The 22,398-nt window shown below is 70.4% G+C and carries 23 protein-coding genes and 1 pseudogene; 13 read left to right on the top strand and 11 right to left on the bottom strand.

The features are described 5' to 3' along the window. Positions 1–4: 4 nt before the first annotated feature. Both IG99_RS39130 and IG99_RS39125 read right to left on the bottom strand, forming a co-directional pair. Positions 5–193 (bottom strand): DUF397 domain-containing protein, encoded by a 189-nt coding sequence (locus tag IG99_RS39130; RefSeq protein ID WP_037682911.1) that lies wholly within the window; start codon positions 191–193, stop codon positions 5–7. Between the two features lie 10 nt (positions 194–203). Continuing rightward, positions 204–1,055: a helix-turn-helix domain-containing protein gene (locus IG99_RS39125; RefSeq protein WP_037682909.1), complete on the bottom strand. Its 852-nt coding sequence runs from the start codon at positions 1,053–1,055 to the stop codon at positions 204–206. A 240-nt stretch (positions 1,056–1,295) separates the two neighbouring features. Between IG99_RS39125 and IG99_RS39120 the strand changes: the two genes are divergently transcribed. From IG99_RS39120 to IG99_RS39110, 3 genes and pseudogenes are all read left to right on the top strand, one after another. Beyond that, entirely contained in the window at positions 1,296–1,835 is a 540-nt protein-coding gene (locus IG99_RS39120) for an ATP-binding protein (protein ID WP_078948183.1), read from the top strand. Between the two features lie 25 nt (positions 1,836–1,860). Continuing rightward, positions 1,861–2,472, top strand: a complete 612-nt coding sequence (locus IG99_RS39115; RefSeq protein ID WP_051866492.1) for a Uma2 family endonuclease — start codon at positions 1,861–1,863, stop codon at positions 2,470–2,472. Between the two features lie 18 nt (positions 2,473–2,490). Further along, a pseudogene (locus IG99_RS39110) lies at positions 2,491–3,108 on the top strand (Uma2 family endonuclease). A 15-nt stretch (positions 3,109–3,123) separates the two neighbouring features. Here IG99_RS39110 and IG99_RS39105 read toward each other — a convergent pair. The 7 genes from IG99_RS39105 to IG99_RS39075 all read right to left on the bottom strand — a co-directional run bounded on the left by IG99_RS39105 (position 3,124) and on the right by IG99_RS39075 (position 9,382). After that, positions 3,124–4,257, bottom strand: a complete 1,134-nt coding sequence (locus IG99_RS39105) for a serine hydrolase domain-containing protein (protein WP_063768388.1) — start codon at positions 4,255–4,257, stop codon at positions 3,124–3,126. A 109-nt stretch (positions 4,258–4,366) separates the two neighbouring features. Continuing rightward, a complete protein-coding gene (locus tag IG99_RS39100; RefSeq protein ID WP_037682908.1) occupies positions 4,367–4,981 on the bottom strand; it encodes a Uma2 family endonuclease in 615 nt (204 codons plus the stop codon). A gap of 174 nt (positions 4,982–5,155) precedes the next feature. Next, complete coding sequence (locus tag IG99_RS39095; protein WP_037682907.1) at positions 5,156–5,935, bottom strand: succinate dehydrogenase iron-sulfur subunit; 780 nt, start codon at positions 5,933–5,935, stop codon at positions 5,156–5,158. Beyond that, positions 5,935–7,689 carry a succinate dehydrogenase flavoprotein subunit gene (gene sdhA, locus IG99_RS39090; RefSeq protein WP_037682905.1) on the bottom strand — a complete coding sequence of 585 codons (1,755 nt, stop codon included), beginning with the start codon at positions 7,687–7,689 and terminating at the stop codon, positions 5,935–5,937. The genes IG99_RS39095 and sdhA overlap by 1 nt, the downstream gene beginning before the upstream one ends. A 19-nt stretch (positions 7,690–7,708) precedes the next feature. Next, positions 7,709–8,191 carry a succinate dehydrogenase hydrophobic membrane anchor subunit gene (locus tag IG99_RS39085; RefSeq protein WP_037682902.1) on the bottom strand — a complete coding sequence of 161 codons (483 nt, stop codon included), beginning with the start codon at positions 8,189–8,191 and terminating at the stop codon, positions 7,709–7,711. Between the two features lie 5 nt (positions 8,192–8,196). Beyond that, on the bottom strand, positions 8,197–8,577 hold the full coding sequence (sdhC, locus tag IG99_RS39080) for a succinate dehydrogenase, cytochrome b556 subunit (protein ID WP_078948182.1): 381 nt from the start codon (positions 8,575–8,577) through the stop codon (positions 8,197–8,199). 250 nt (positions 8,578–8,827) lie between these two features. Further along, the gene (locus tag IG99_RS39075) at positions 8,828–9,382 is read right to left on the bottom strand and encodes a 2-oxo-4-hydroxy-4-carboxy-5-ureidoimidazoline decarboxylase (RefSeq protein WP_078948181.1); all 555 of its coding nucleotides are present in this window, start codon (positions 9,380–9,382) and stop codon (positions 8,828–8,830) included. 154 nt (positions 9,383–9,536) lie between these two features. On the opposite strand from IG99_RS39075, the gene IG99_RS39070 reads away from it, so the two are divergent. From IG99_RS39070 to IG99_RS39035, 8 genes are all read left to right on the top strand, one after another. Continuing rightward, positions 9,537–11,195 carry a beta-N-acetylhexosaminidase gene (locus IG99_RS39070; RefSeq protein WP_051866482.1) on the top strand — a complete coding sequence of 553 codons (1,659 nt, stop codon included), beginning with the start codon at positions 9,537–9,539 and terminating at the stop codon, positions 11,193–11,195. 146 nt (positions 11,196–11,341) lie between these two features. Then, positions 11,342–11,899, top strand: coding sequence for a hypothetical protein (locus tag IG99_RS39065; protein ID WP_037682899.1), 558 nt, complete (start codon positions 11,342–11,344; stop codon positions 11,897–11,899). Between the two features lie 209 nt (positions 11,900–12,108). Next, positions 12,109–12,507: a hypothetical protein gene (locus IG99_RS39060; protein ID WP_107056135.1), complete on the top strand. Its 399-nt coding sequence runs from the start codon at positions 12,109–12,111 to the stop codon at positions 12,505–12,507. Between the two features lie 143 nt (positions 12,508–12,650). Further along, entirely contained in the window at positions 12,651–13,097 is a 447-nt protein-coding gene (locus IG99_RS39055) for a hypothetical protein (protein ID WP_037682895.1), read from the top strand. 157 nt (positions 13,098–13,254) lie between these two features. Continuing rightward, positions 13,255–13,884 carry an RNA polymerase sigma factor gene (locus IG99_RS39050; protein ID WP_037682893.1) on the top strand — a complete coding sequence of 210 codons (630 nt, stop codon included), beginning with the start codon at positions 13,255–13,257 and terminating at the stop codon, positions 13,882–13,884. Between the two features lie 172 nt (positions 13,885–14,056). Then, on the top strand, positions 14,057–14,998 hold the full coding sequence (locus IG99_RS39045; RefSeq protein WP_063768387.1) for a hypothetical protein: 942 nt from the start codon (positions 14,057–14,059) through the stop codon (positions 14,996–14,998). A 380-nt stretch (positions 14,999–15,378) separates the two neighbouring features. After that, on the top strand, positions 15,379–16,041 hold the full coding sequence (locus tag IG99_RS39040) for an RNA polymerase sigma factor (protein WP_037682889.1): 663 nt from the start codon (positions 15,379–15,381) through the stop codon (positions 16,039–16,041). After that, the gene (locus IG99_RS39035; protein ID WP_051866480.1) at positions 16,041–17,348 is read left to right on the top strand and encodes a hypothetical protein; all 1,308 of its coding nucleotides are present in this window, start codon (positions 16,041–16,043) and stop codon (positions 17,346–17,348) included. The genes IG99_RS39040 and IG99_RS39035 overlap by 1 nt, the downstream gene beginning before the upstream one ends. 198 nt (positions 17,349–17,546) lie before the next feature. Here IG99_RS39035 and IG99_RS39030 read toward each other — a convergent pair whose 3' ends face one another. Next, positions 17,547–18,407 (bottom strand): L,D-transpeptidase family protein, encoded by an 861-nt coding sequence (locus IG99_RS39030; protein ID WP_037682886.1) that lies wholly within the window; start codon positions 18,405–18,407, stop codon positions 17,547–17,549. Positions 18,408–18,681: 274 nt separating this feature from the next. On the opposite strand from IG99_RS39030, the gene IG99_RS39025 reads away from it, so the two are divergent. Both IG99_RS39025 and IG99_RS39020 read left to right on the top strand, forming a co-directional pair. Next, positions 18,682–20,262, top strand: coding sequence for an acyl-CoA mutase large subunit family protein (locus IG99_RS39025; RefSeq protein WP_037682882.1), 1,581 nt, complete (start codon positions 18,682–18,684; stop codon positions 20,260–20,262). Positions 20,263–20,361: 99 nt separating this feature from the next. After that, on the top strand, positions 20,362–20,934 hold the full coding sequence (locus tag IG99_RS39020; RefSeq protein WP_051866478.1) for a Uma2 family endonuclease: 573 nt from the start codon (positions 20,362–20,364) through the stop codon (positions 20,932–20,934). Positions 20,935–20,961: 27 nt separating this feature from the next. Here IG99_RS39020 and IG99_RS39015 read toward each other — a convergent pair whose 3' ends face one another. Continuing rightward, positions 20,962–22,389 carry an FAD-dependent oxidoreductase gene (locus tag IG99_RS39015; RefSeq protein WP_037682879.1) on the bottom strand — a complete coding sequence of 476 codons (1,428 nt, stop codon included), beginning with the start codon at positions 22,387–22,389 and terminating at the stop codon, positions 20,962–20,964. Between the last annotated feature and the right edge of the window lie 9 nt (positions 22,390–22,398).

Raw genomic sequence — 22,398 nt, 5'->3', positions numbered from 1 at the left:
CGGATTAGCTCGTGTGGCTTGCGGATCTCAGGGCGGCTATCAGCGCGCCTATCTGGGGACGACTGGTGGTGAGGATGGTTTCCGGGTCGTCGCTTTCTCGCAGGAGGATGGTCCCGGTGGCGATGGCGGCGAGGTAGACGCAGGCGGAGCCTTCTTCGCTGAAGGATGACTTCTGCCAGTTCATTTCGGTCATGTCTCGTCTCTCAGATGTCCTGGGCGATGTGATGGATGAGGTCGCGGGAGGCGGGAGGTTTCAGGGCGACTGCCTCCATGCGGTCCAAGACGAGACGGTACTTCTCCAACTGTCCGGCTGCATCGACCAGTTCGCTGCCGTGGGCTGTGTCGACCTCCACGGTGTCGAGCGTTGGTACCGGGCCGTGGAAGTAGTCGACGGCGTGTCCCGTGGTGGGGAACGACGTGCCGTTGAACGGAATCACGCGTACGTTGACGTTGGGCTGCTCACTGACCTCGGTCAGGTGTTCCAGCTGGGCCTTCGCCACCTCGCGGCCGCCGAACTGCATGCGCAGGGCGGCCTCGTGGACGATGGCGGTGTACGGCGGTGGTTCCTCGCGGTGGAGGACGGCCTGGCGCTTGATGCGATGGGAGATGCGGTACTCGATTTCGTGCGGGCGCAGCGCCGGGACGGCTTCGCGGAACAGTGCTCGGGCGTGCTCAGGGGTCTGGAGCAGGCCGGGGATGTTGATGACCTGGGTAACGCGCAATGCAGTGGAGTGGTGTTCCAGCTCCGCCAGGTCAAGGAGGCGGGGCGGCAGGGTGTCCCTGTACTCCTCCCACCAGCCGCGCGTTCGATCCGCCGCCATGCCGGCGAGGGCGTCGACGAGGGGTTCGTCCGTGCAGCCGTAGATGTGAGCCAAGGTGCGCACGCGTTCCGCGCTGATGCCGAAGCGGTTGGCCTCGATGTTACTGACCTGGGCCTGAGTGGTTCCTAGGGTGCGGGCGGCCTCGGCTGCGGTCATGCCGGCCCGCTCTCGCAGGCGACGTAGCTCGATGCCGATGCGCAGACGGCGTGCGGTGGGGACGCTTCGTGGCGCCATGTCCTCGCTCCGTTCCGTACACCTGGCGGGGCGGTCACCCACGCGAGGTAAATCCCTGAACCTTTTGCTGATGCATGCAAAAGGTTCAGGGAATGCAGTCTACGGTGAGGAACACGCTGCTCGACCGGCCCCGCTGATACCCCGGAAGCGCACTGCGCCACTACCCGTACGCGCGGCACTGCCACCGCCTGGCCGGGCCGTCAAGCGAACCAAGTTGTCCCCCCACCGCAGGAGGCGTTCATGGTCACCGTATCCCCGTCGGAGTGCGAAGAAGGCCCAACATGGGCATACGCGCTACAACTGCCCCACGACCCACGGGCCGCCCGCATCGCCCGGGTTACCCTCCGGGCCGTACTTGCCGGGCACGGCATGTCTCAAGTGCGGGAGACCGCCGAGTTGTTGGCCTCCGAGCTGGTCACCAATGCGTATCGGTACTCCACCGGGCCCGCGACCCTCCGGCTCAGAGCCCTGGGCTTGAGTCGGCTGCGGGTGAGTGTCTGGGATGCCAACCCGCACATCCCGCCGCCCTTCGACAAGCGGTCCGGCCCCCTCCGCCCAGCCCCGGCGGGAGCGGACGGTGGGCGAGGGCTGTTCCTCGTCGGTCACTACGCGCAGGCGTGGGGCGGCTATCCCCTCGGGGACTACCTCTTCGGGCGGGGAGGGAAGCTGCTGTGGTGCGAGGTCGAGTCCCCGGTCGACAGCGGCGCGGTCGCGCCGGTTCCGAGAGCCGGGCGGACCGGGGAGCCCGGCGCTATCGTGGGAACGCGACACGCTCTGTAATCAATGGAGGACCGTGGTGACCATCATGGCCGAGCGTCCGACAGCCATAGACGCTGCTCAGCCCGGGGCCTTCGAGGACATGCTCCGGATCGTCGAGCAGATGGACACACCTGCTGGCTACAAGGCCGAGCTCATCCGGGGGAAGATCGTCGTGTCGCCGTGGTCGAAGCTGCGCTACAAGAGGGTGATGAAGTCGCTGCGGCTTCAGCTGGAGCGCCACGCTCCGGAAGGGCATGACGTCGACGTGGCGCCCTTCCTCTTCACCTTTCCAGGATTGGAACGTGCGTTCGGCCCCGATCTCCATGTTGCCGACGAAGCCGTCTTCGACGCCGAAGGCAGGCACGCCGACGGCGAGGCTCTCTCCCTCGTGGCCGAGCTGACCTCCGACTCCACCAAGGACGTCGACTGGCTGGACAAGCTGGACACGTACGGCCGTGTCGTGCCCGTGTATCTCCTGCTCGACATGAAGATGCAGGAGATCAACGCGTTCTGGGATCCGTCCCCCAAGGGGTACCGGTCTCGCACCAACATCTCGTTCGGACGGTCCCTGCGTGTTCCCGCCCCATTCGACTTCGAGCTCGACACGTCGGAGTTCGCCGTGGAGTCAGCCGATGCTTCACGCCAGGGACCTGAGTGAGAGTGCGAGGGAGCACCGGTGAGGGACGCGTCCGACGACAGGCTGGACGACGAACTGGCGTACCACTGGCCGGTCCCGCCTCCCGAGGGCTTGACCGCGGACGACCTCGACCGGATTCCGGACCTCCCGCCGCACACGGAGTTGATCGACGGGAGCCTCGTTGCGAGGAGCCCGCAGACCGCCTTCCACGCGCGCACCGTGCGCCTGCTGGACAACGCCCTCCTGGCGCAGGCTCCGGACTACCTCGATGTCGACCGGGAAATGACGGTCAGGTTGGACAGCAAGAACCGGCCTGAGCCGGACGTTGTTGTGTTCACGGTGGAGGCGGTCACCGGCCCCGACCAGACCTGGTAGGCGCCCGAGCACGTCCTCCTCGCCGCCGAAGTCGTCTCCGGCGACTCCCGGGAACTCGACCGCGAGGTCAAACCGCGCAAGTACGCGGCAGCAGGCGTGCGCCACTTCTGGCGGGTCGAGCAGGACGACAACGGCCTCCCCGTCGTCTACGTCCACGAACTCGACTTCGCCACCAAGTCCTACGCCCTCAAGGGCATCTTCCACAACCGGCTCAAGGCATCCGTGCCCTTCGACGTCGAGATCGACCTGACAGCGATCAACCGGCGGGGCGTCGAGTCTTGAAGCACGCGGCCGAGATCAGAACGCCGCCTCCGCGATCCGCATCACGTACGGCAGCTCCGGGGTCCGGCCCGTCGGGTTGAGGGAGTAGACCAGGACGCGGCGTAGGTCGCGGGTGGCGAAGACGCCGCTCGTGTAGCCGGGGTAGGAGCCGCTCTTGCCCCAGACGGTGGTGCCGCCTGGGAGGACCGTTCGTTGGAGGCCGCCGTAGCTGAACTGTTTGTCGCCGGTGACTCCGGTGGGGAGGGTGAAGAGGGTCTTCTGCTGGGCGGGTGGCAGGAGACGGCCTCGGTAGAGGGCCGTGAAGAAGCGGGACAGGTCCGGCGCGTTGGAGATCATGCCGCCTTCGGCCCAGGCGTAGGGGCTCTGGACGCTCACGTCCTTCAAATCGTCCGAGCCCGAGCCCGGCCGCACTACCGCTCCCCGTGTGTACGGCGCCGGTATCGACCAGTCGTCCAGGGCCGGTACCGAGGTGTCGCGCAGGTGCAGGGGGCGGAGGATGCGGGCGTGGACCTCATGGGCGTAGGAGTGGCCCGTCACCTTCTCCACGATCAGGCCCGCTATGCAGTAGTTGATGCCGTTGTACTGGGTGACCTTGCCGGGTTCGGTCGGGTGTCCGCAGGACAGCGCCGACTCGATCACCTCCCTCGGGGCGACGTCCTCTTTGGCGCAGAGGGGGATCTGGAGGCCGCTGGTGTGGCTGAGCAACTGGCCCACGGTGATGGGGTGGTAGTCGGGGGGGAGGAGTCCCGGCAGCAGGTCCTGGACCGTGTCGTCCAGGCTCAGGCGTCCCTCGGCGGCCAACTGCAGCACGACGGTGGACGTGAAGATCTTCGTGATGCTGCCGATTCTGAAGTGCGCGTCGGGGGAGGGGACGGAGGGGCCTGCGGTGCCTGTCCAGCGGCCGTCCCGTCCCGTCATCCGGATCAGGCCGCCCGTCACGTTGGGATCGGGGAAGTCGGAGAGGGCCGCCTGCAGGGCCGTTTCGTCCAGCGCCGTGTGCTGCTGGGCAGTTGAGGTGGGGCTGGGGGTCGGCCCCGACCCGACCGCCATCGCCGGTACGGTGCCGAGCGCCAGGACGGCCGACAAGGCGCCGGCCGCCACCAGGAGGGCTCCGCCCCGACTTGCCTTGCGTAACGATGAGTTCGCCATGCACGAGAGTCTCGCGCCCCTCCCAGGGACCCGGCATCAGGAAGATCCCTGACACGTCCCTGGCGTAGCCCCGAGCCGGCCCTGACAGAAGGTGACCGCACGCCCCGGCTCAGTCGTTCGTCTTCGGCTGCCCCGCCTTGAGGATCTCGGCGACGTCCAGCTTGACCTTGGCCCCGATGGAGTCGGGGAGGGCGACCATCTCGCCGGGGGAGTGGACGCGGTGCGCTGCGTAGTCGTCCTCGGTGGGGTCGGTGAGGACGTGGAGACGCTGGTGTTTGCGGTCGACGATCACGTAGACCGGCACCTTGGCGTTGGCGTAGGCGGTGACCTTGGTGTGCAGGTCCGTCTTCCAGTTGTTGGAGGTGACCTCCACGACGAGGCGGAAGACGACGGGGTCGTAGCAGTTGCGCTCGATGTGGTGGTCGTAAATGTCGGCGTCGACGACGCAGAGGTCAGGAGTGGCGAAGTCCTCGGGAGCGTCGGGGAGCCAGATGCTGATGTTCTGGAGGACCGCTGTCTCGCCACCGTGAAGCCCCGCCATGGCGAAAGGGAGTACCAGATCGGTCAAGGCCCAGGCGTGGGCGGCGTCCGGGGACGGGGTCACGAGGATCTGGCCTCCGATGATCTCGACGCGATACCCCGGATGGCGCTCCATGATCTCTTCGGCAAGGGCCGTCAGCGAGATGTCGTCGTGCGGCTGCTGTTCGACGGCTGCTGCGGACATCGGTGCCTCCTGTGGGTGGAGCCGAGAGCATCATCGTAGGCCGAGGGACCCCCTTCGGCCCCGGTCACAAGGGTTCACTCGATCGTGGCCACGCACGCCTACACGCCCGAGGGCCCCACCCCCGGTGACAAACCGGTGAGCGGGGCCCTCATGGACGTACGCGGGAAGGGAACCTCAGTAGCGCCGCGTGATCAGCGCCCGCTTAACCTCCGCGATCGCCTTCGTCACCTCGATGCCGCGCGGGCAGGCGTCCGTGCAGTTGAAGGTGGTGCGGCAGCGCCAGACGCCGTCCTTGTCGTTCAGGATCTCCAGGCGCTGCTCGCCGGCCTCGTCACGGCTGTCGAAGATGAAGCGGTGCGCGTTCACGATCGCGGCCGGGCCGAAGTACTGGCCGTCGTTCCAGAAGACCGGGCACGAGGACGTGCAGGCGGCGCAGAGGATGCACTTCGTCGTGTCGTCGAAGCGCTCGCGGTCCTCGGCCGTCTGGAGGCGCTCACGCGTGGGCTCGTTCGTGTCCTTCGTGATCAGGAAGGGCATGACGTCCCGGTACGCCTGGAAGAACGGGTCCATGTCGACGACCAGGTCCTTCAGGACCGTCAGGCCCTTGATGGGCTCGACCGTGATCGGCTTCTCGGGGTTGATGTCCTTGATCAGCGTCTTGCACGCCAGGCGGTTCTTGCCGTTGATCCGCATCGCGTCGGAGCCGCAGATGCCGTGGGCGCAGGAACGGCGGAAGGTGAGCGTGCCGTCGATGTCCCACTTGATCTTGTGGAGGCCGTCGAGGACGCGCTCCTTGGGGTCGATCTCCAGCTGGAAGTCTTCCCAGGTCGCCTCCGCCGAGACCTCCGAGTTGAAGCGGCGTACCCGGAAGGTGACGGTGATGTAGGGCGAGTCGGCGAAGCCGGGCTCGGGCGTGCCGGCCGCGTCCGCCTTGTCCAGGGTCGGGGTTGCCATCAGTACTTACGCTCCATCGGCTGGTAGCGGGTCTGGACGACCGGCTTGTAGTCCAGGCGGACGGTCTCGGTGCCGTCGTCGCCCACCTCGCGGTACGCCATGGTGTGGCGCATGAAGTTGACGTCGTCGCGGTTGGGGTAGTCCTCGCGGTAGTGACCGCCGCGGGACTCCTTGCGGGCCAGCGCCGACACGGCCATGACCTCGGCCAGGTCCAGGAGGTTGCCGAGCTCGACGGCCTCCAGCAGGTCCGTGTTGAACCGCTTGCCCTTGTCCTGGATCGAGACGTTCCGGTAGCGCTCGCGCAGCTCCGCGATCTTCTCGACCGCCGTCTTGATCGTCTGCTCGGTGCGGAACACCATGACGTTCGCGTCCATGGTCTCCTGCAGTTCGCGGCGCAGCTCCGCCACGCGCTCCGTGCCCGTCGCGTCGCGCAGCCGCTCGATCTGGGAGACGACCAGCTCGGCCGGGTTCTCCGGCAGCTCGACGAAGTCCGCCGTCTGCGAGTACTCCGCCGCCGCGATACCGGCCCGCTTGCCGAACACGTTGATGTCGAGGAGCGAGTTCGTGCCGAGGCGGTTGGCGCCGTGGACGGACACGCAGGCGACCTCGCCGGCCGCGTACAGGCCGGGGACGACCGTCGTGTTGTCCGCCAGGACCTCACCCTCGACGTTCGTCGGGATGCCACCCATGGCGTAGTGCGCGGTGGGCTGGATCGGGATCGGGTCCGTGTACGGCTCGATGCCGAGGTAGGTGCGCGCGAACTCGGTGATGTCCGGGAGCTTGGCGTCCAGCTGCTCCGGCGGGAGGTGGGTGAGGTCGAGGTAGACGTGGTCGCCCTCGGGACCGCAGCCACGGCCCTCGCGGATCTCCGTGTAGATGGAGCGCGAGACGACGTCACGGGACGCGAGGTCCTTCATGACCGGCGCGTACTTCTCCATGAAGCGCTCGCCGTCCTTGTTGCGGAGGATGCCGCCCTCACCACGGGCGCCCTCCGTCAGCAGGATGCCCATGCGCCAGATGCCGGTCGGGTGGAACTGGAAGAACTCCATGTCCTCCAGCGGCAGGCCCCGGCGGTAGACGGCCGCCTGGCCGTCACCGGTCAGCGTGTGCGCGTTGGAGGTCACCTTGAAGAACTTGCCGCAGCCGCCGGAGGCGTAGATGACCGCCTTCGCCTGGAAGACGTGGATCTCACCGGTCGCCAGTTCGTAGGCGACCACACCCGCCGACTTCTTGACGCCGTCGACCTCGGTGATCAGCTGGTCGAGGACGTAGAACTCGTTGTAGAACTCCACACCCTCCTTGACGCAGTTCTGGTACAGCGTCTGGAGGATCATGTGACCGGTGCGGTCGGCCGCGTAGCAGGAACGGCGGACCGGGGCCTCGCCGTGGTTACGGCTGTGACCGCCGAAGCGGCGCTGGTCGATCGTGCCGTTCGGGGTGCGGTTGAACGGCAGGCCCATCTTCTCCAGGTCGAGGACCGAGTCGATGGCCTCCTTCGCCAGGATCTCGGCGGCGTCCTGGTCGACCAGGTAGTCACCGCCCTTGACCGTGTCGAAGGTGTGCCACTCCCAGTTGTCCTCCTCCACGTTGGCCAGCGCCGCGGCCATGCCGCCCTGCGCGGCGCCCGTGTGGGAGCGGGTGGGGTACAGCTTGGTCAGCACGGCGGTGCGGCTGCGCTTCGTGGACTCGATGGCCGCGCGCATGCCCGCGCCACCGGCGCCGACGATGACGGTGTCGTACTTGTGGATCTTCATGATTCTCGCAGCCCCGTGCCTAGCGGATGTTCGGGTCGAAGGTGAAGATCACCAGCGTGCCCAGCAGGATGGTGAACACCGTGGCCGTGTAGAGCAGGCCCTTCAGCCACAGCCGGGTGTTCGCGCGCTCCGCGTAGTCGTTGATGACCGTGCGCAGGCCGTTGGCGCCGTGCAGCATCGCGAGCCACAGCATCAGCAGGTCCCAGACCTGCCAGAACGGGCTCGCCCAGCGGCCCGCCACGAAGGCGAAGCCGATCTTGGAGACGCCGCCGTCGAGGACGAGCTGGATCAGCAGGTGGCCGATGACCAGGACGACGAGGACGACGCCGGACAGGCGCATGAACAGCCACGCGGCCAGTTCGAAGTTGCCGCGGGTCGACTTCGGCGTCTTCCTGGTCCGCTGGCGCGGGGCCTCGATGTAGGGCGCCGGGTTGTCGACGGAGTAGCCGGTGCCGCCCTCGACGGGGCCGATCCCGGACGCGGTGGTGTCAGTGGTGGCCATCGGTCTCAGCTCCCGAACACTTCACGAGCGGCGTGGCCGAGGACGGGGTAGATCGCCCCGAGCATCAGCACGATCCAGACGCCTACGACGGTCCAGAGCATCTGCTTCTGGTAGCGCGGGCCCTTCGACCAGAAGTCGACGGCGATGACACGCAGGCCGTTGAGAGCGTGGAAGAGGATGGCGGCGACGAGGCCGTACTCCAGCACGGCCACGATCGGTGTCTTGTACGTGGCTACGACCTTGTCGTAGTCCTCGGGGGAGACACGCACGAGAGCGGTGTCCAGCACGTGAACGAACAGGAAGAAGAAGATGAGGACGCCGGTGACTCGGTGAGCCACCCAGGACCACATTCCTTCCCGGCCGCGGTACAGCGTTCCAGCCGGCACGGAAGTCCCTCCGGGAGCGGGGTATCGGGGCCGCGCCGGCTTGTGCTGTCGGTCGGGCCCGGCCGGGTACGGTCCACCGGCCCCCAGCATCGTAGCGACGTGTGCGTGCGGGGCTTAAGCCGGGCCTACCTCTGTGATCAAAGTGGCATGCGGATGGGGGAGCGGGGCGGAGTATGGGGTGGTGTGTTCCGTTATGCGCCGGGTGCGGCTTCGTTTGTGCTGGTCGCGCCCCGCGGCGGAGCCGCACAGGTCACAGCCCCGCACCCCTGAGGAGGTCCAGTAGCCGTCCTTTTGCGAGGCGGCGCAGTTCGTCCGCTGCCACCACGCGTTCCTCCTCCGGATCGTTTGCCAAACGTGACCGGATGGCCGCGAGGACGTGGTTCAGGGCCTCGTCCGGGGGGAGGTCGTGCAGGCAGATGACGAACGCGTGGCCGAAGCGGGCCTGGTACGCCGCCAGGGCCGCGTTCAGGGCCATGTGGGCCGCGCCGTACATGTCCTCCGGGAGGGAAGGCAGGGTCTCCGCCGCCAGCGCCGCCGCCAGGTCGGACCAGGTCAGGTCGTAGGCCGCCTCGTCGGACGCCGCCAGGAGTGATTCCGGGTCGGGGTAGGGGCGGTGAGCGGTGAGGCGGCGGGCCCAGTGGAGGCTGCGGAGGCACGTGAGGAGAGCGCGCTCGGCCTCGGCCGCGGGCACGGAGTTGAACGCGTCCAGCAGGGTCGGGGACGGTGTGCAGCGGCTCTGCTCGGGTAGCGCGGGTATGGCGACTCGGCCGGGAAGGTGCGCAGGCAGCGTGGGTCCTCGCGTCACGTGTGTTTAGGCAGGGGATGCTGTGAAAGGTGTGTCGTCAGGTTATCGAGAGTGGTCACGTCGTGTCCGACGGATACCCGAATTTCACCCGAACGGAAGAGTTTCAGAACGTGCGGTGGATCCCCTTCGGTCGACTCGGTCATAGGTTGGCAGTGTGAACCGGCACAGGCGCCGCCGGGCGCCGGAGAAGAACGTGACGCGGAGCGCGCTGGTCATCGGGACCGGAGTCGTCGTCGTCGGCGTCGGGCTCGGCGTGTGGGCGTCGGGCGACGAGGGCGAGCCGGCGGGCTCGGCGGCGCCGCTGCCCTCGAAGGCCCCGTCGTCCCCCTCCGTGGCCGCGCCGCCCCAGGCGGCACCCACTCCGACGCCGAGCCCCACGCGTACGTACCCGCTGTCCAAGGCGCCCCGGACCATACCCGCCGTCGGCGAGCACACTCCGGAGCGCGGGCCGGGGTGGAAGCCGGCGAGCGGTCACCGGGTGGTCGTCAGCGACAAGGACCTCACCGACGAGGGGCGGCTCGTCGCGGGTGAGCTGGGGATGACGTACGCGGGCGAGAAGGACGACGTGCGCGCCGGGGACGTACGGCTGGCGCTGAACGACGACAAGGGCGCGGACCCGGAGTCGTACTCCATGACCGTGCGCGGCGGGCGGGTGACCATCAGTGGGCCCGACGACGCCGGCGTCTTCTACGGCACGCGCACGCTGAAGCAGGAGGTGCACGGCGGCGGTACGGCACCGGAGGGCGTCGTACGCGACGAGCCCGCCAAGCCGCAGCGGGCGTTCACGCTGGACATCGCGCGCAAGCCCTACACGGAGGGCTGGATCGAGGACCGGATCCGGGAACTGGGCGACCTGAAGTACAACCAGCTGGGGCTGCACTTCTCCGACGACCAGGGGTTCCGGATCCAGTCCGACACCCACCCGGAGATCGTGTCCAGGGATCACCTCACCAAGGCGCAGGTGAAGAAGATCGTCGCGCTGGCGGCGGCCCGGCACATCACCGTCGTGCCGGAGATCGACTCGCCGGGCCATCTGGGCGCGGTCCTCGCCGCTCATCCCGACCTGCAGCTGCGCAACGCGCAGGGGCGCGCGGTGCAGGGCGCGATCGACATCTCCAAGGGCGCGTCCGCCGACATCGTCGACGACCTGCTGAACGAGTTCGCCGGGCTCTTCCCCGGCGGCCAGTGGCACCTCGGCGGCGACGAGTACCAGGCGCTCGTCGTGTCGAACCCGGAAGCGTCCTTCCCGCAGCTCGCCGCCGCCGCGCGGGACAGGTACGGCTCCGGCGCCACCGTCGCCGACCTCACCACCGGCTGGCTCAACGACCGCGCGGGCACCGTCCGCGCCCACGACCGTTCGATACGGGCGTGGAACGACGGGTTCTTCCGGACGACGGCTGTGCAGCCGGCGAAGGACCTCAAGGTCGCCTACTGGACGGGCAAGGAGATCGGGGCCCGGCCGCCGTTGGAGTACCTGAACGCCGGTCGGCAGGTGATCAACTACAACGACGAGTACTTGTACTACGTCCTCGGCGAGCCCCAGACCTTCGTCTACCCGACCGGACAGCGGATCTACGAGCAGTGGACGCCCCGCGTACTGCGCGGGAACGTCGCCGTGTCGTCCCGGTACGACGACCGGATACTCGGCGGGTCCTTCTCCGTCTGGGGTGATTTCCCGAACGCGCAGACCCAGGACCAGGTCGCGGCCGGGATACGGATGCCGTTGCGGGCGACCGTGCAGAAACTGTGGGACCCCGGGAAGCCGCCGCTGTCCTGGACGGACTTCAGGGCGCTGGCGAACCGGCTGGGCTGAGCGGCGCCGATTGTTTCCGGCCAAGCTCATCGGGGCGTTGAGTCGTTCTCTGGCCGAAAACGTACTGTGACGCTGGAGGGCCGTCGCACGCAGTAAGGGGAAGTGCGGGCTCCGCAACCGAAGGCGCCCCGGTGAGGGAGGCATGGATGAGCCTGGTGGATCTCATCGCTCAGGCCGACGACCGTGCACTGGCCGCGAGCGGACTGGCTTGTCTTGATCGGTGCGTGCCCCTGCTGGGCGGGGACGACGAGGTGCTGCGGCCCCTGTGGGGGAGCCTCGCGGACGGGAGCGATCCGGCCGCCGACTGGGGTGAGCTCCTCGAGCAGGTGCGCGGCAAGCTGGACCCCGTGGCGGGCGCCGCCGACGAGGCCGTGCTGCTCGCCGGCCGCATGCTCGCCGCCGCGCCGGACGACCGCTCCGCCGACGAGGTGCGGATGTGGGCCGACGCCTGCTCCGTCGCGTCCCTCCAGATCCACCGCCTGCTCGACCCCGCCGGAAACGTTTCCCCGGTCGACGCCTGCCGCGAGGGCCGCACCGAGGGGATCCCGCCCCTCGTCGCCGCCGAGCTCCGCCGCCAGGTCACGGTCCTGGAAGTCCTGGCCGGCCACGGCACGGCCGGTCTGCGCCGTGCCCTCGAGGTGTCCACGGAGGGTCGGCGGGTACTGCGTGCGGTCGTGTCCCGCAGGGCGCGCGGGCGGGGCTGAGGCGGTGGCGGCGCCGCCGCCGCGGTCGACGGGAGAACTCACCCCGGAGGATCAAACCCCGTACGCCGAAAGGGTCTTGTGTCGGTCGTGCGGTGGACGTGCGGCAATCCTGCGCCGGTCTCGGACAGCGGCCCGAATCCCGTGACACCCGTCGGCCCGACCTCGCTTTTCCTTGTATGACCACTGGGACGAGTGTGACGACGAGGACGATGAACGAGAGGGCCCCGCAGGGGAACCGCCCCCACGCGGCGGCGAAGCCCGCGCGGTGGGCGGCGGACGCGGTGGCGACGATGCGAGAGGGCGCGCGGGTGCGCCTCGACTACTCGGCGCAGAGTCTGTGGCGCGTCGACCGGATGATCGAGCAGCTGCGGAACGAGGGGGTCCCGGCCGCCGCACTGGAGAACGTGCTGCGCGGCTTCGGCGCGTACGCCGGTGAGGTGATCGCCCGCGAGACCGGCGCCGAGTGGTGGGCGACCGGCGGTGACCACTGGATCCGTACGCCGGACGGCCGCCTGTGGGACCCCATCGACGAGGCGCGCCGCTGCTTCGCCGGCCACGGCTCACTGCGGCTGATGTGCCGGGACGCGACGGGCGGGGCTCAGGGCTGAACTGCGGTCAGGGCACTTCCGGCGCACACACGGTGTGGCGTCGGACGCGCCCGTGACGCGTGATGTTTGCGGGACCGCGTCCGCTTAGGCGGCGGGGGGAGGCCGTACCGGGCCCCCGGTGCCGAGTGGAGGGTGGGTCCCGAATGGACGAGGCGGACGGACGGGTGACGTGCGCGAGGGAGATGCGCCGTCTCGCGACGGCGTTCGTCACCCGGGTCACCGCCCGCAGCAGGCTCCCGCTCGACTACTCCGTGGCCAGCCTGCGTGTCGTCGACTTCCTGGTCGACGGGCTGCGCAAGGGCGGCGCGGACCGGGAGGGGGCCCGCGAGACGCTCCTCGGCCTCGGCGCGTACGTCGGCGAGGTGCTCGTACGCCGGGCGGGGGCGGCCTGGGTGGATTTCGACGCCGACCAGCGCGCCTTCTTCGGCCGGCCGGTCGGCGTCCGTATGCCCGACGGCCGGGTCTGGAACCCCCTCGGCCGGGTCCTCAACCGCTTCGACTCGGGCCTCCCCGAGGACTCCCTGCAGACCTTCTACCTCACCCTGCACGGCAGACTCAGGCGGCCATCGGCCCAGGGAGTGGTCGAGTGAGCCCGGGGCGGGCGGAGGGGCGGCCGAGGCGGGCGCTGTGACACTTCGGACCGGCCCGACGCTGTTGACCGTGGGGGCGTGGCCGCGGCCGGACCGTGTCGCACGATCGGCGACTCGCCACGACCCCGCTCCGACCACCGCACGAACGAGGACAGTCTTGGGCCAGGGAGGGCACCCCCGGCGCGCACAGGCGTACGACGGGGAACTGGGCGCGGCGGTCGAGCGAGCCCAGGGCGGCGACGAGTCCGCGTTCGCCGTCGCGTACCGGATCGTGCAGCCGGGGCTGCTCGGCTATCTGCGCGGTCTCGTCGGGGACGACGCGGAGGACGTCGCGTCCGACGCCTGGCTGGAGATATCGCGGGACCTGGGACGGTTCAAGGGGGACGGCGCCGGTTTCCGCGGTTGGACGGCCACCATCGCCCGGCACCGCGCGCTCGACCATCTGCGCAGGCAGCGGGTACGGCCCCGGGCGTCGGCGCTGGAGTCCGACCTGCTGGAGCTGCCGGGCCCGCACAGCACCCACGACCAGGCCCTGGAGTCGCTGGCCACCGAGCGGGCCCTGGACCTGGTCCGCGGGTTGCCCAGGGATCAGGCCGAGGCGGTACTGCTCCGGGTCGTCGTGGGCCTGGACGGTCCGGCTGCCGCCCGGGTCCTCGGCAAGCGCCCCGGCGCGGTCCGTACCGCCGCGCACCGGGGCCTGAAGCGCCTGGCCGGCCAGCTGGGCGGCGAGGGTGGCGCCGGGAGTGTGACGGATGACGCCCCCCGGACGCTGGGGGAGTCGAAATGAACGGTGGCGGCGCCGGACCGTATGGATCAGTGGGATCCGGACCTGTCGGGTCCGGATCAGCGGGGCCTGGATCAGGGGGGCCGGCGGGCTCCGAGCGGTTCGGTTCGGGCCGATGCGGCCGTGGGGCCGGACAGGGACGCAGGAGCACAGGAACACAGGGACGGAAACGAACATGGGTGAACGGCTGAGCGGCGGCGGGCTTCCCGGCCGTCGGCGGGTGCACCCTGGGGACGCGGGACCCGGCTCCGGCCCGGCGGACGACGCGGCCGGGGTGGAGGCGCTGCTCGCCGCCGCCATGCGTGGTGACGGTGTCGACACCGAGGCCGAAGGGCGAGCCGTGGCCGCGTTCCGCGCCGCCCGCGACGCCGGGGAGCACCGGGCGAGGGTGCGTACACGGCGCCGGGACGACTGGCGGCCGCGCGAGCAGCGGCGCGGGGCGCGCTCGGTGAAGGCCACGCTGTCCGTGCTGGTGGCGAGCCTCACCCTGGGCGGTGTCGCGTTCGCGGCGATCGGCACGGGCGGTTCCTCGGACCACGGCTCGGGTGACCGCGGGGGCCGTACCGAGCAGACGACCGCTGCTCCGGGGACGTCGGGCGGACGGCCCACGGCTTCCGGTTCGCCCACCGACTCCGGACGACCGGATCACCCGGCCACCGCCCAGGACACCGCGGCCCACTGCCGGGCCTACGAGCAGGTCGGCGGCCGGGGCAAGGCGCTGGAGTCGACGGCCTGGCGGCGGCTGGTCGAGGCCGCGGGCGGTGAGGAGAAGGTCGCCGACTACTGTGACCGGCAACTGGCCGCGGAGTCGGCCACGCGCAAGCCGACGAAGACCGGAAAACCGGGCGGGGACGCCCCGGGAGCCGGGAAAGGCGACGGCAAGGGGGCCGGGGGCGGCACGGGGCAGAACGCCGACAACGCGGATAACAACGCGAGCACTGACAACAACGCGAACACTGACAACAGCGCCAACACTGACAACAACGCCAACACTGACAATGCCGACAACTCCGTCAACGGCACCAGCGGTCAGGACGGCGACACCGGCAAGCAGAAGGTCGACGAGTCCAAGGTCCAGGGCGACCAGGGCGACGGCGGCAAGGAGCGGGGCCAGTAACACCCGCGTGTCCCTGTCTGTGCCCCAGCGGTAGCGCGTGGCACCGGCCGGCGGCCAAGGCAACGGCCGGGGCCGCCACCCCCCACAGGAGAGGCCCCGGCCGTCGCACGGCACGGGCGCGCGCGGCGGCCCGTACTCACTACAGCGCCCATCGTGCGGTTTGTGTCACACCTCATCGCGTCACGAGTCGGTTGCATGCTCTACGGACATGGACGCGCGGCGGTTTCACGCCGTAACGTGCCTTTCGCGCCGGACTGTGGAGGCCGGGGACCAACGCGACCATCCGCGGTCCCGCAGGCCGCGACCATCGATCGAGGAACACGACGGCGAGAAGCCGGTCCGCGACAGCGGTGCCGGATTGGGCGCAAGAGGGGCGCGCGGTGCTGGGGGACGACGCGGAGCTGACAGCCGCGGTGCTTGCGGCACAGCACGGAGACGAGACCGCGTTCCGGACTGTGTACCGCTCGGTGCACCCACGGCTGCTCGGGTACGTCAGGACACTCGTCGGTGACCTCGACGCCGAGGACGTCGCCTCCGAGGCATGGCTCCAGATCGCCCGGGACCTCGCACGGTTCAGCGGTGACGCGGACCGGTTCCGGGGCTGGGCCGCCCGTATCGCCCGCAACCGCGCGCTGGACCACGTCCGCATGCGGGGACGGCGCCCCGCGATCGGCGGTGACGAGACCGAGCTGACCGGCAGGGCCGCCGAGTCCGACACCGCGGGCGAGGCCATGGAGTCCCTGGCCACCGACCACACCCTCTCGCTCATCGCCCGCCTGCCCCAGGACCAGGCCGAGGCGGTCGTGCTGCGCGTCGTCGTTGGCCTCGACGCGAAGACCGCGGCGGAGACGCTGGGCAAGCGGCCGGGAGCGGTCCGCACGGCGGCGCACCGGGGGTTGAAGAAGCTGGCCGAGCTGCTCGGGGGCGATCCGGAGCGGGCCGGCGGACTCGACGCGCTGCCGACGCAGCGGGAGTCGCGCGGGCACGCGGTGACGTCCGCCGGTGTGACGCATGCGAGCGCGCGGACGCAGAAGGGCATGTGATGGCCGACGAGCGCTGTGTCTTTCCGGGGGAGAATCCCCGAACCCCCGGCCGGTGGCTGAACCGCGACACGGCGGAGCGTCTGCTGCGCGGCGAGCCCTTGGACAACGCTGTCGCCGCAGACGCCCGTGAGCAGGCGGAACGCCTCGCCCAAGCCCTGGCCGCGCTGTCCGCGCCCGCTCCCGCGGCCGACCTGGAACTCCCCGGCGAGGCCGCGGCCCTGGCGGCGTTCCGCGAGGCGAGGACGGAGTCGGCCGCGGTGGGGCAGCCGCGGGAGGCGCCGGAGCGGGGCGCGACCCCGATTCCCGCGCAGCGGGCGCATGGTGAGCGGACCGTGTCCCATGCCGCCCAGGAGGTTCGTGTCGGCGGCCCCGGGAGTACGTCGGCCGGTGGGCGACCGCCTGCCGGGCGGGTCGGTGACGTCGGGGTCGTGCGCATCGGCGGGCAGGGCGGCCGGAGGCAGCGGACGTCGTCCCGGTGGGGGCGGTCGGTTCGGCTCGGGCTGTCCGCGGTGCTGGCCGCCGGGATGGTCGGCGGTGTCGCCATGGCCGTAGGGGTCGGGGTGGTGCCCAGGCCCTTCGGCGGTGTCGAGCAGGGTCCCGCCGCCTCCACCCCGAGCGCGGCGGCCCCGGACGAGCGCCCCCTCATGTCGCCCTCGCCCGATGTCGCCCCGGACGGCGACATCGGCTCCGCCTCGCCCGAAGGCACTCCCGGCGACTCCGCCCCCGCCTCGCCCTCGCCGGGCTCGAACCGTCACCCGCGGGGCGCCGGCTCCGACGCCCCCGCCGCTCCCGGCACCGGCTGGGACGGGGCCGCCTCCGCCTGCCGCGACCTGCGCGACGGGCGGAACCCGGGCGCCGACCGCAAGCGCGCCCTGGAGAGGGCGGCCGGCGGTTCCTCGCACGTCCGCGCGTACTGCAAGGGCGTCCTCGCCGGTGACACCACCGGCCAGGGCACCCGCGACGACGGCAAGGGCAAGAGCGGCACGGGCAAGAGCGGCACGGGCACGGGCGGGGGCAGCGGAGAGGGCGGCGGGAACGGCGGCCAGGACGGCAAGGGCGGAAAGGGAGGCCAGGGACGCAAGGGGGGCGACAAAGGCCAAGGCGGCAACGACGCCCCAGGTCACAGAGGTGGCCATCGCGGCTTCGGCAAGGACGGCGGCAGGCCCCGCACAGGCCGCGCCGGCGGCTTCGAAGGCCCCGAAGCCCCGCGTCATCCGCGCCCCGGCCACCACCACCTCGGCGCCGCCGCACCGGCGGCCGTCACCGTCGTACCCGCCCGCCTGACCCCCCTTGCCACACCCCTCTGACCTGCGACTTCACCCCGCACTGAACTTTTTCCGCGCGGGGTGTGACGTTTTCGAGCGGCGGCGCGCAGTAATCAGTGAGCCGACTGGTCATCGGCCGTCGCACTGAGCCGGGGTTCCCCCCGTACCCACGGCTCGTGCACCTGGCGCGGGCGGGACACGTTCCCCCGGTCCCGTCCGCGCCCCACACTCCTCCTCGCCTCACCAGTAGACGACGACCTTGTCGCCGTTCCTCACCTGCGCGAACAGCGCCGCGATCGCCGCCTCGTCCCGTACGTTCACGCACCCGTGCGACGCACCGGCGTATCCCCGGGCCGCGAAGTCCGCCGAGTAGTGCACGGCCTGTCCGCCGCTGAAGAACATGGCGTACGGCATGGGGGAGTCGTAGAGCGTGGACACATGGTGCCGGGACTTCCAGTAGACGTGGAACACACCTTCTCGGGTCGGCGTGTACTGCGAGCCGAACCGGACCGCCATCGTCGACACCGTCCGCCCGTCGATCATCCAGCGCAGGGTCCGCGTCGTCTTGCTGATGCACAGCGCACGGCCCGTCATACAGCGCGGATCCGGCGCCGCGGCCGGCTGGCCGCCCGTCAGGTAGAGCTCCCACCGCCCCGGTTCGCGGGTCATCCCCACCAGCCGCCGCCAGGTGACCGTGTCCGTCTTCCCGGTCTGCGGCAGCCCCCGCTTGCCCTGGAAGCCCCGGACGGCCTTCTCCGTGGCGGGGCCGTACGTCCCGGTCGGCCCGTCGAAGAGCCAGGCGACCTGCCGCAGCCGCGCCTGGAGCTCCCGGATGTCCCGCCCGGTGTCGCCGCGCGACCACAGCACGCGCGCGGGTGGCGCCGTCGAGGCGGGCGGCGCGGCGCTCGGCCTCTCGGACTCGTTCCCCGCGGGCGAGGACTTGGGCGTCGGCACGCGCTCGGGTGTCGCCGACGCCGTACCCGGCACCTCGATGTGCACCGGTGACCGCGGCCGCCCCGCCGCGCCGTCGCCCTCGGCCTTGCAGCCGCACACCGCCAGCAGGGCCGCCACGCCCGCGAGTGCCGCGATCGATCTCCCCATGCCCGTAGTACGCACCAGCGCCCCCCGTCGACTCACCGTTGCCCCGCCCCGGTTCCCACGGGAGATGTTCCCCCGGATGACGGGTCGCGAACAGGGCGGCATTGCGGTCCTCGGGGCCGCGGCGCACGCTGTGAGTCAGGTCCCAGCGAGGCTGTGAGGAAGGTCCCAGCGTGCTCCCCTCCACGGGGTGCACGCCCGCCGCTACAGTCCGTCGAAGGGTCGGTCTGTACCAGCCGGTAACTGCGAAGAACTGTCCAGCGGGAGGCATCACACCATGGCGCGCGAGTCGGAGTCCGGACTGCCCATCAAGCCGGTGTACGGGCCCGACGCCCTGGCGGGCTGGGATCCTGCGGAGAAGCTGGGTGATCCCGGGGCGTATCCCTACACCCGTGGTGTGTATCCGTCGATGTACACCGGCCGCCCCTGGACGATGCGCCAGTACGCCGGCTTCGGTACGGCGACGGAGTCCAACGCCCGCTACAAGCAGCTCATCGCCAACGGCACCATGGGCCTCTCGGTCGCCTTCGACCTGCCCACCCAGATGGGCCACGACTCCGACGCAGCCATCTCGCACGGCGAGGTCGGCAAGGTGGGCGTCGCCATCGACTCGATCGACGACATGCGGGTGCTGTTCGGCGGGATCCCGCTGGACAAGGTGTCGACGTCGATGACGATCAACGCCCCGGCGGCTCTGCTTCTGCTCCTCTACCAACTGGTCGCCGAGGAGCAGGGCGTCAGCGCCGACAAGCTGACCGGCACGATCCAGAACGACGTGCTGAAGGAGTACATCGCGCGCGGGACGTACATCTTCCCGCCGAAGCCGTCGCTGCGTCTGATCGCCGACATCTTCAAGTACTGCAAGGCCGAGATCCCCAAGTGGAACACCATCTCGATCTCCGGCTACCACATGGCGGAAGCCGGTGCGTCCCCCGCGCAGGAGATCGCCTTCACCCTGGCCGACGGCATCGAGTACGTCCGCACCGCGGTGGCGGCGGGCATGGACGTGGACGACTTCGCGCCGCGCCTGTCGTTCTTCTTCGTCGCGCGTACGACGATCCTGGAGGAGGTGGCCAAGTTCCGTGCCGCCCGCCGGATCTGGGCGCGCGTGATGAAGGAGGAGTTCGGGGCGAAGAACCCCAAGTCGTGGATGCTGCGTTTCCACACGCAGACGGCGGGTGTGCAGCTGACGGCGCAGCAGCCGGAGGTGAACCTGGTGCGCGTGGCCGTCCAGGGCCTGGCGGCGGTGCTCGGCGGCACGCAGTCGCTGCACACGAACTCCTTCGACGAGGCGATCGCGCTGCCCACCGACAAGAGCGCGCGCCTGGCCCTGCGTACGCAGCAGGTGCTGGCGTACGAGACGGACGTGACCGCGACGGTCGACCCCTTCGCCGGCTCCTACGTCATCGAGAGGATGACGGACGAGGTCGAGGCGGCGACGCTGGAGCTGATGACCAAGGTCGAGGACCTCGGAGGCGCGGTCTCCGCGATCGAGCACGGGTTCCAGAAGAACGAGATCGAGCGCAGTGCGTACCGCATCGCGCAGGAGACGGATGCCGGCCAGCGGGTGGTCGTGGGTGTCAACCGTTTCCAGCTGGACCTGGAGGAGCCGTACGAGCCCCTGCGCGTCGACCCGGCCATCGAGGCCCAGCAGGCGGAACGGCTGGCGAAGCTGCGCGCCGAGCGCGACCAGGCGGCGGTCGACACCGCCCTGGCGTCCCTGAAGAAGGCCGCCGAGGGCGAGGACAACGTGCTGTACCCGATGAAGGACGCCCTCAAGGCGCGGGCGACCGTGGGCGAGGTGTGCAACGCCCTGCGGGAGGTCTGGGGGACCTACGTGCCGTCGGACGCGTTCTGAGCTGGGCGGTTACGGCGAACGAGTGGTCCAGGGCGGAAGGGACACATCCCCGGTTACCCTCATGAAGGGTGTTCCCGAAAGGAGGGTGCCGTGGCTGTGATGCTGTACGAGTCGTCGCTCGCTGATGCTGCCGACCGGCTGTGGGAGGAGCTGCCCGGGCACCGGGTGGAGATCCTCAACGGGAGCATTGTTGTGACACCGCCGCCGGACGGGGCGCATCAGGAGACTCTGACCTGGCTTGTCGAGGAGTTCGCACGTGTCCGGGCCAGGCAGGCAGGGCTCAGGTACGTGGGTGGTATCGGCATGTGGTTGCCGACCGGGCCGGACGACTACGCAGTGCCGGACTTCTCCGTGGTTGACGAGGACTTCAAGGACGCACTCGTCGAGAAGAACTGCTACGCGCCGCACGTCTTCCGCCTGGTGCTGGAGGTGACTTCCTCCAACTGGACCAACGACACAGCCACCAAGGTCGATGTCTATGCCCGGGCCGGCATCCCCGTCTACGTCATCGCCGACCGCACGCACGACGAGGTCCTCCTGTACCAGAACGCTGAGGACGGCAAGTACCCCGACCCCCAGCGCTACAAGCGAGGCCAGTCCGTCCCCGTCCCCGAATCCGTCGGCGTCACCCTGGACCTCTCCGTCGACACCCTCCTCGACGGCGACGACTGACCGGCCAGGGGGATTCGGCTCGCGTCTCTAAAGGCGGATGCGGCGGCCGAACTCCGCCAGACCCTCGCACGTTTCGCCCGCCCACCCCACGTAACCGTCCGGACGGACCAGGAACAGGCCGGTGCCGTACGCCGGATGCGCGGGCCCCTGCACGACACGCGCCGCCCCGCCCAGCTCCGGGGCCTCGACGCCCAGCGCCAGCAGCGTCCAGTGCGGCCCCCGGAACGCGTCGAAGAGGCGGACGCCGTTCACCGTGCCGTCGGGGGCCCGGTCGCCGGCGCGCACCGGGCCCGGGGACGTGCGCGTCTCCGTCGTGAGGGAGGACTCCCGGTAGTGCAGCCCGAGTTGCCGGGTCGCCTCGCCGCGGCGGGTCTCACCGCGGTGGACCCGGGTGGACAGGCCCAGCATGTCCGCCGCGACGGCCCGCCGCTCCTCCTCGTAGGTGTCGAGCAGGGCCGCGTCCGCCCCGTCGCGCAGGACCGCGCCCAGCTTCCAGCCCAGGTTGTAGGCGTCCTGGACGCTGGTGTTCAGGCCCTGGCCGCCGGCCGGTGAGTGGACGTGGGCCGCGTCCCCGGCGAGGAAGACCCGGCCGGAGCGGAACCGGTCGGCGAGGGCGGCGCGCGGGCGGAAGTCCGAGGCCCAGCGAACCTCGGTGACGTCCTCCGCGGCCAGGCGGGAGCGGTCGGCGACGACCTTGCGGATGCCGTCCGGGGTCAGGTCGATCTCCGTGCCCTCCGGGAACTGGGCGGCGACCTGGAAGTCCTCCGTCCCGGCGAGCGGGCACAGCGCGAGGAAGCCGGCGCCCTCCCCGCGCGGCGGGAAGACGTGCCAGTTGTCGCGGTCGAGCCCCCTGATCCGTACGTCGGCCACCAGCATCGGGTGCGGGTCGACCGTCTCGCCGGTCATCCCGATGCCGAGGGCCCGCCGCACCGCCGAGCGCCCACCGTCGGCGGCGACGGCGTACCAGGCACGCAGTGTCTCACCGCAGGACAGGCGCAGGGCCACGGTCCCTTCGTCGAGGGGATGCTGGGTGACGGAGACGACCTCCCGTCCGAAGGCGACCCGGCCGCCCAGTTCCGTCAGCCGCGCGTGCAGGATCTGTTGCGTGCGCCACTGCGCCACCATCCACGGCTCGGCGTACGCCGAGTCCTCGCTCGCCTCGGCCGGGTCGAACATCCGGTGCTCCCCGGCCCGTACGCCGTCCTGCCAGATCATCTGAACCGGATACCTTCCGCCGGCCGCGAGGATCGCGTCGATGACGCCGAGGTCGTCGAAGACCTCCATGGTGCGCGGCTGGATGCCCTTGCCGCGCGATCCGGGGAACAGCTCGTCGGCCCGTTCCACCACGAGCGCGTCCACGCCCCTGCGGGCCAGGTCGATGCCGAGCGCCAGACCCGTCGGGCCCGCGCCGACGACCAGGACGTCCGTGTCGACAGCCACAGAACCACCAGCCATGCGACCACT

It is taken from the genome of Streptomyces griseus subsp. griseus, from assembly GCF_000720255.1.
GTDB classification, from domain to species: domain Bacteria; phylum Actinomycetota; class Actinomycetes; order Streptomycetales; family Streptomycetaceae; genus Streptomyces; species Streptomyces griseus_I.
Note: the sequence above shows the minus strand (reverse complement) of the source record. Positions and strands in the feature narration are given on the sequence as shown.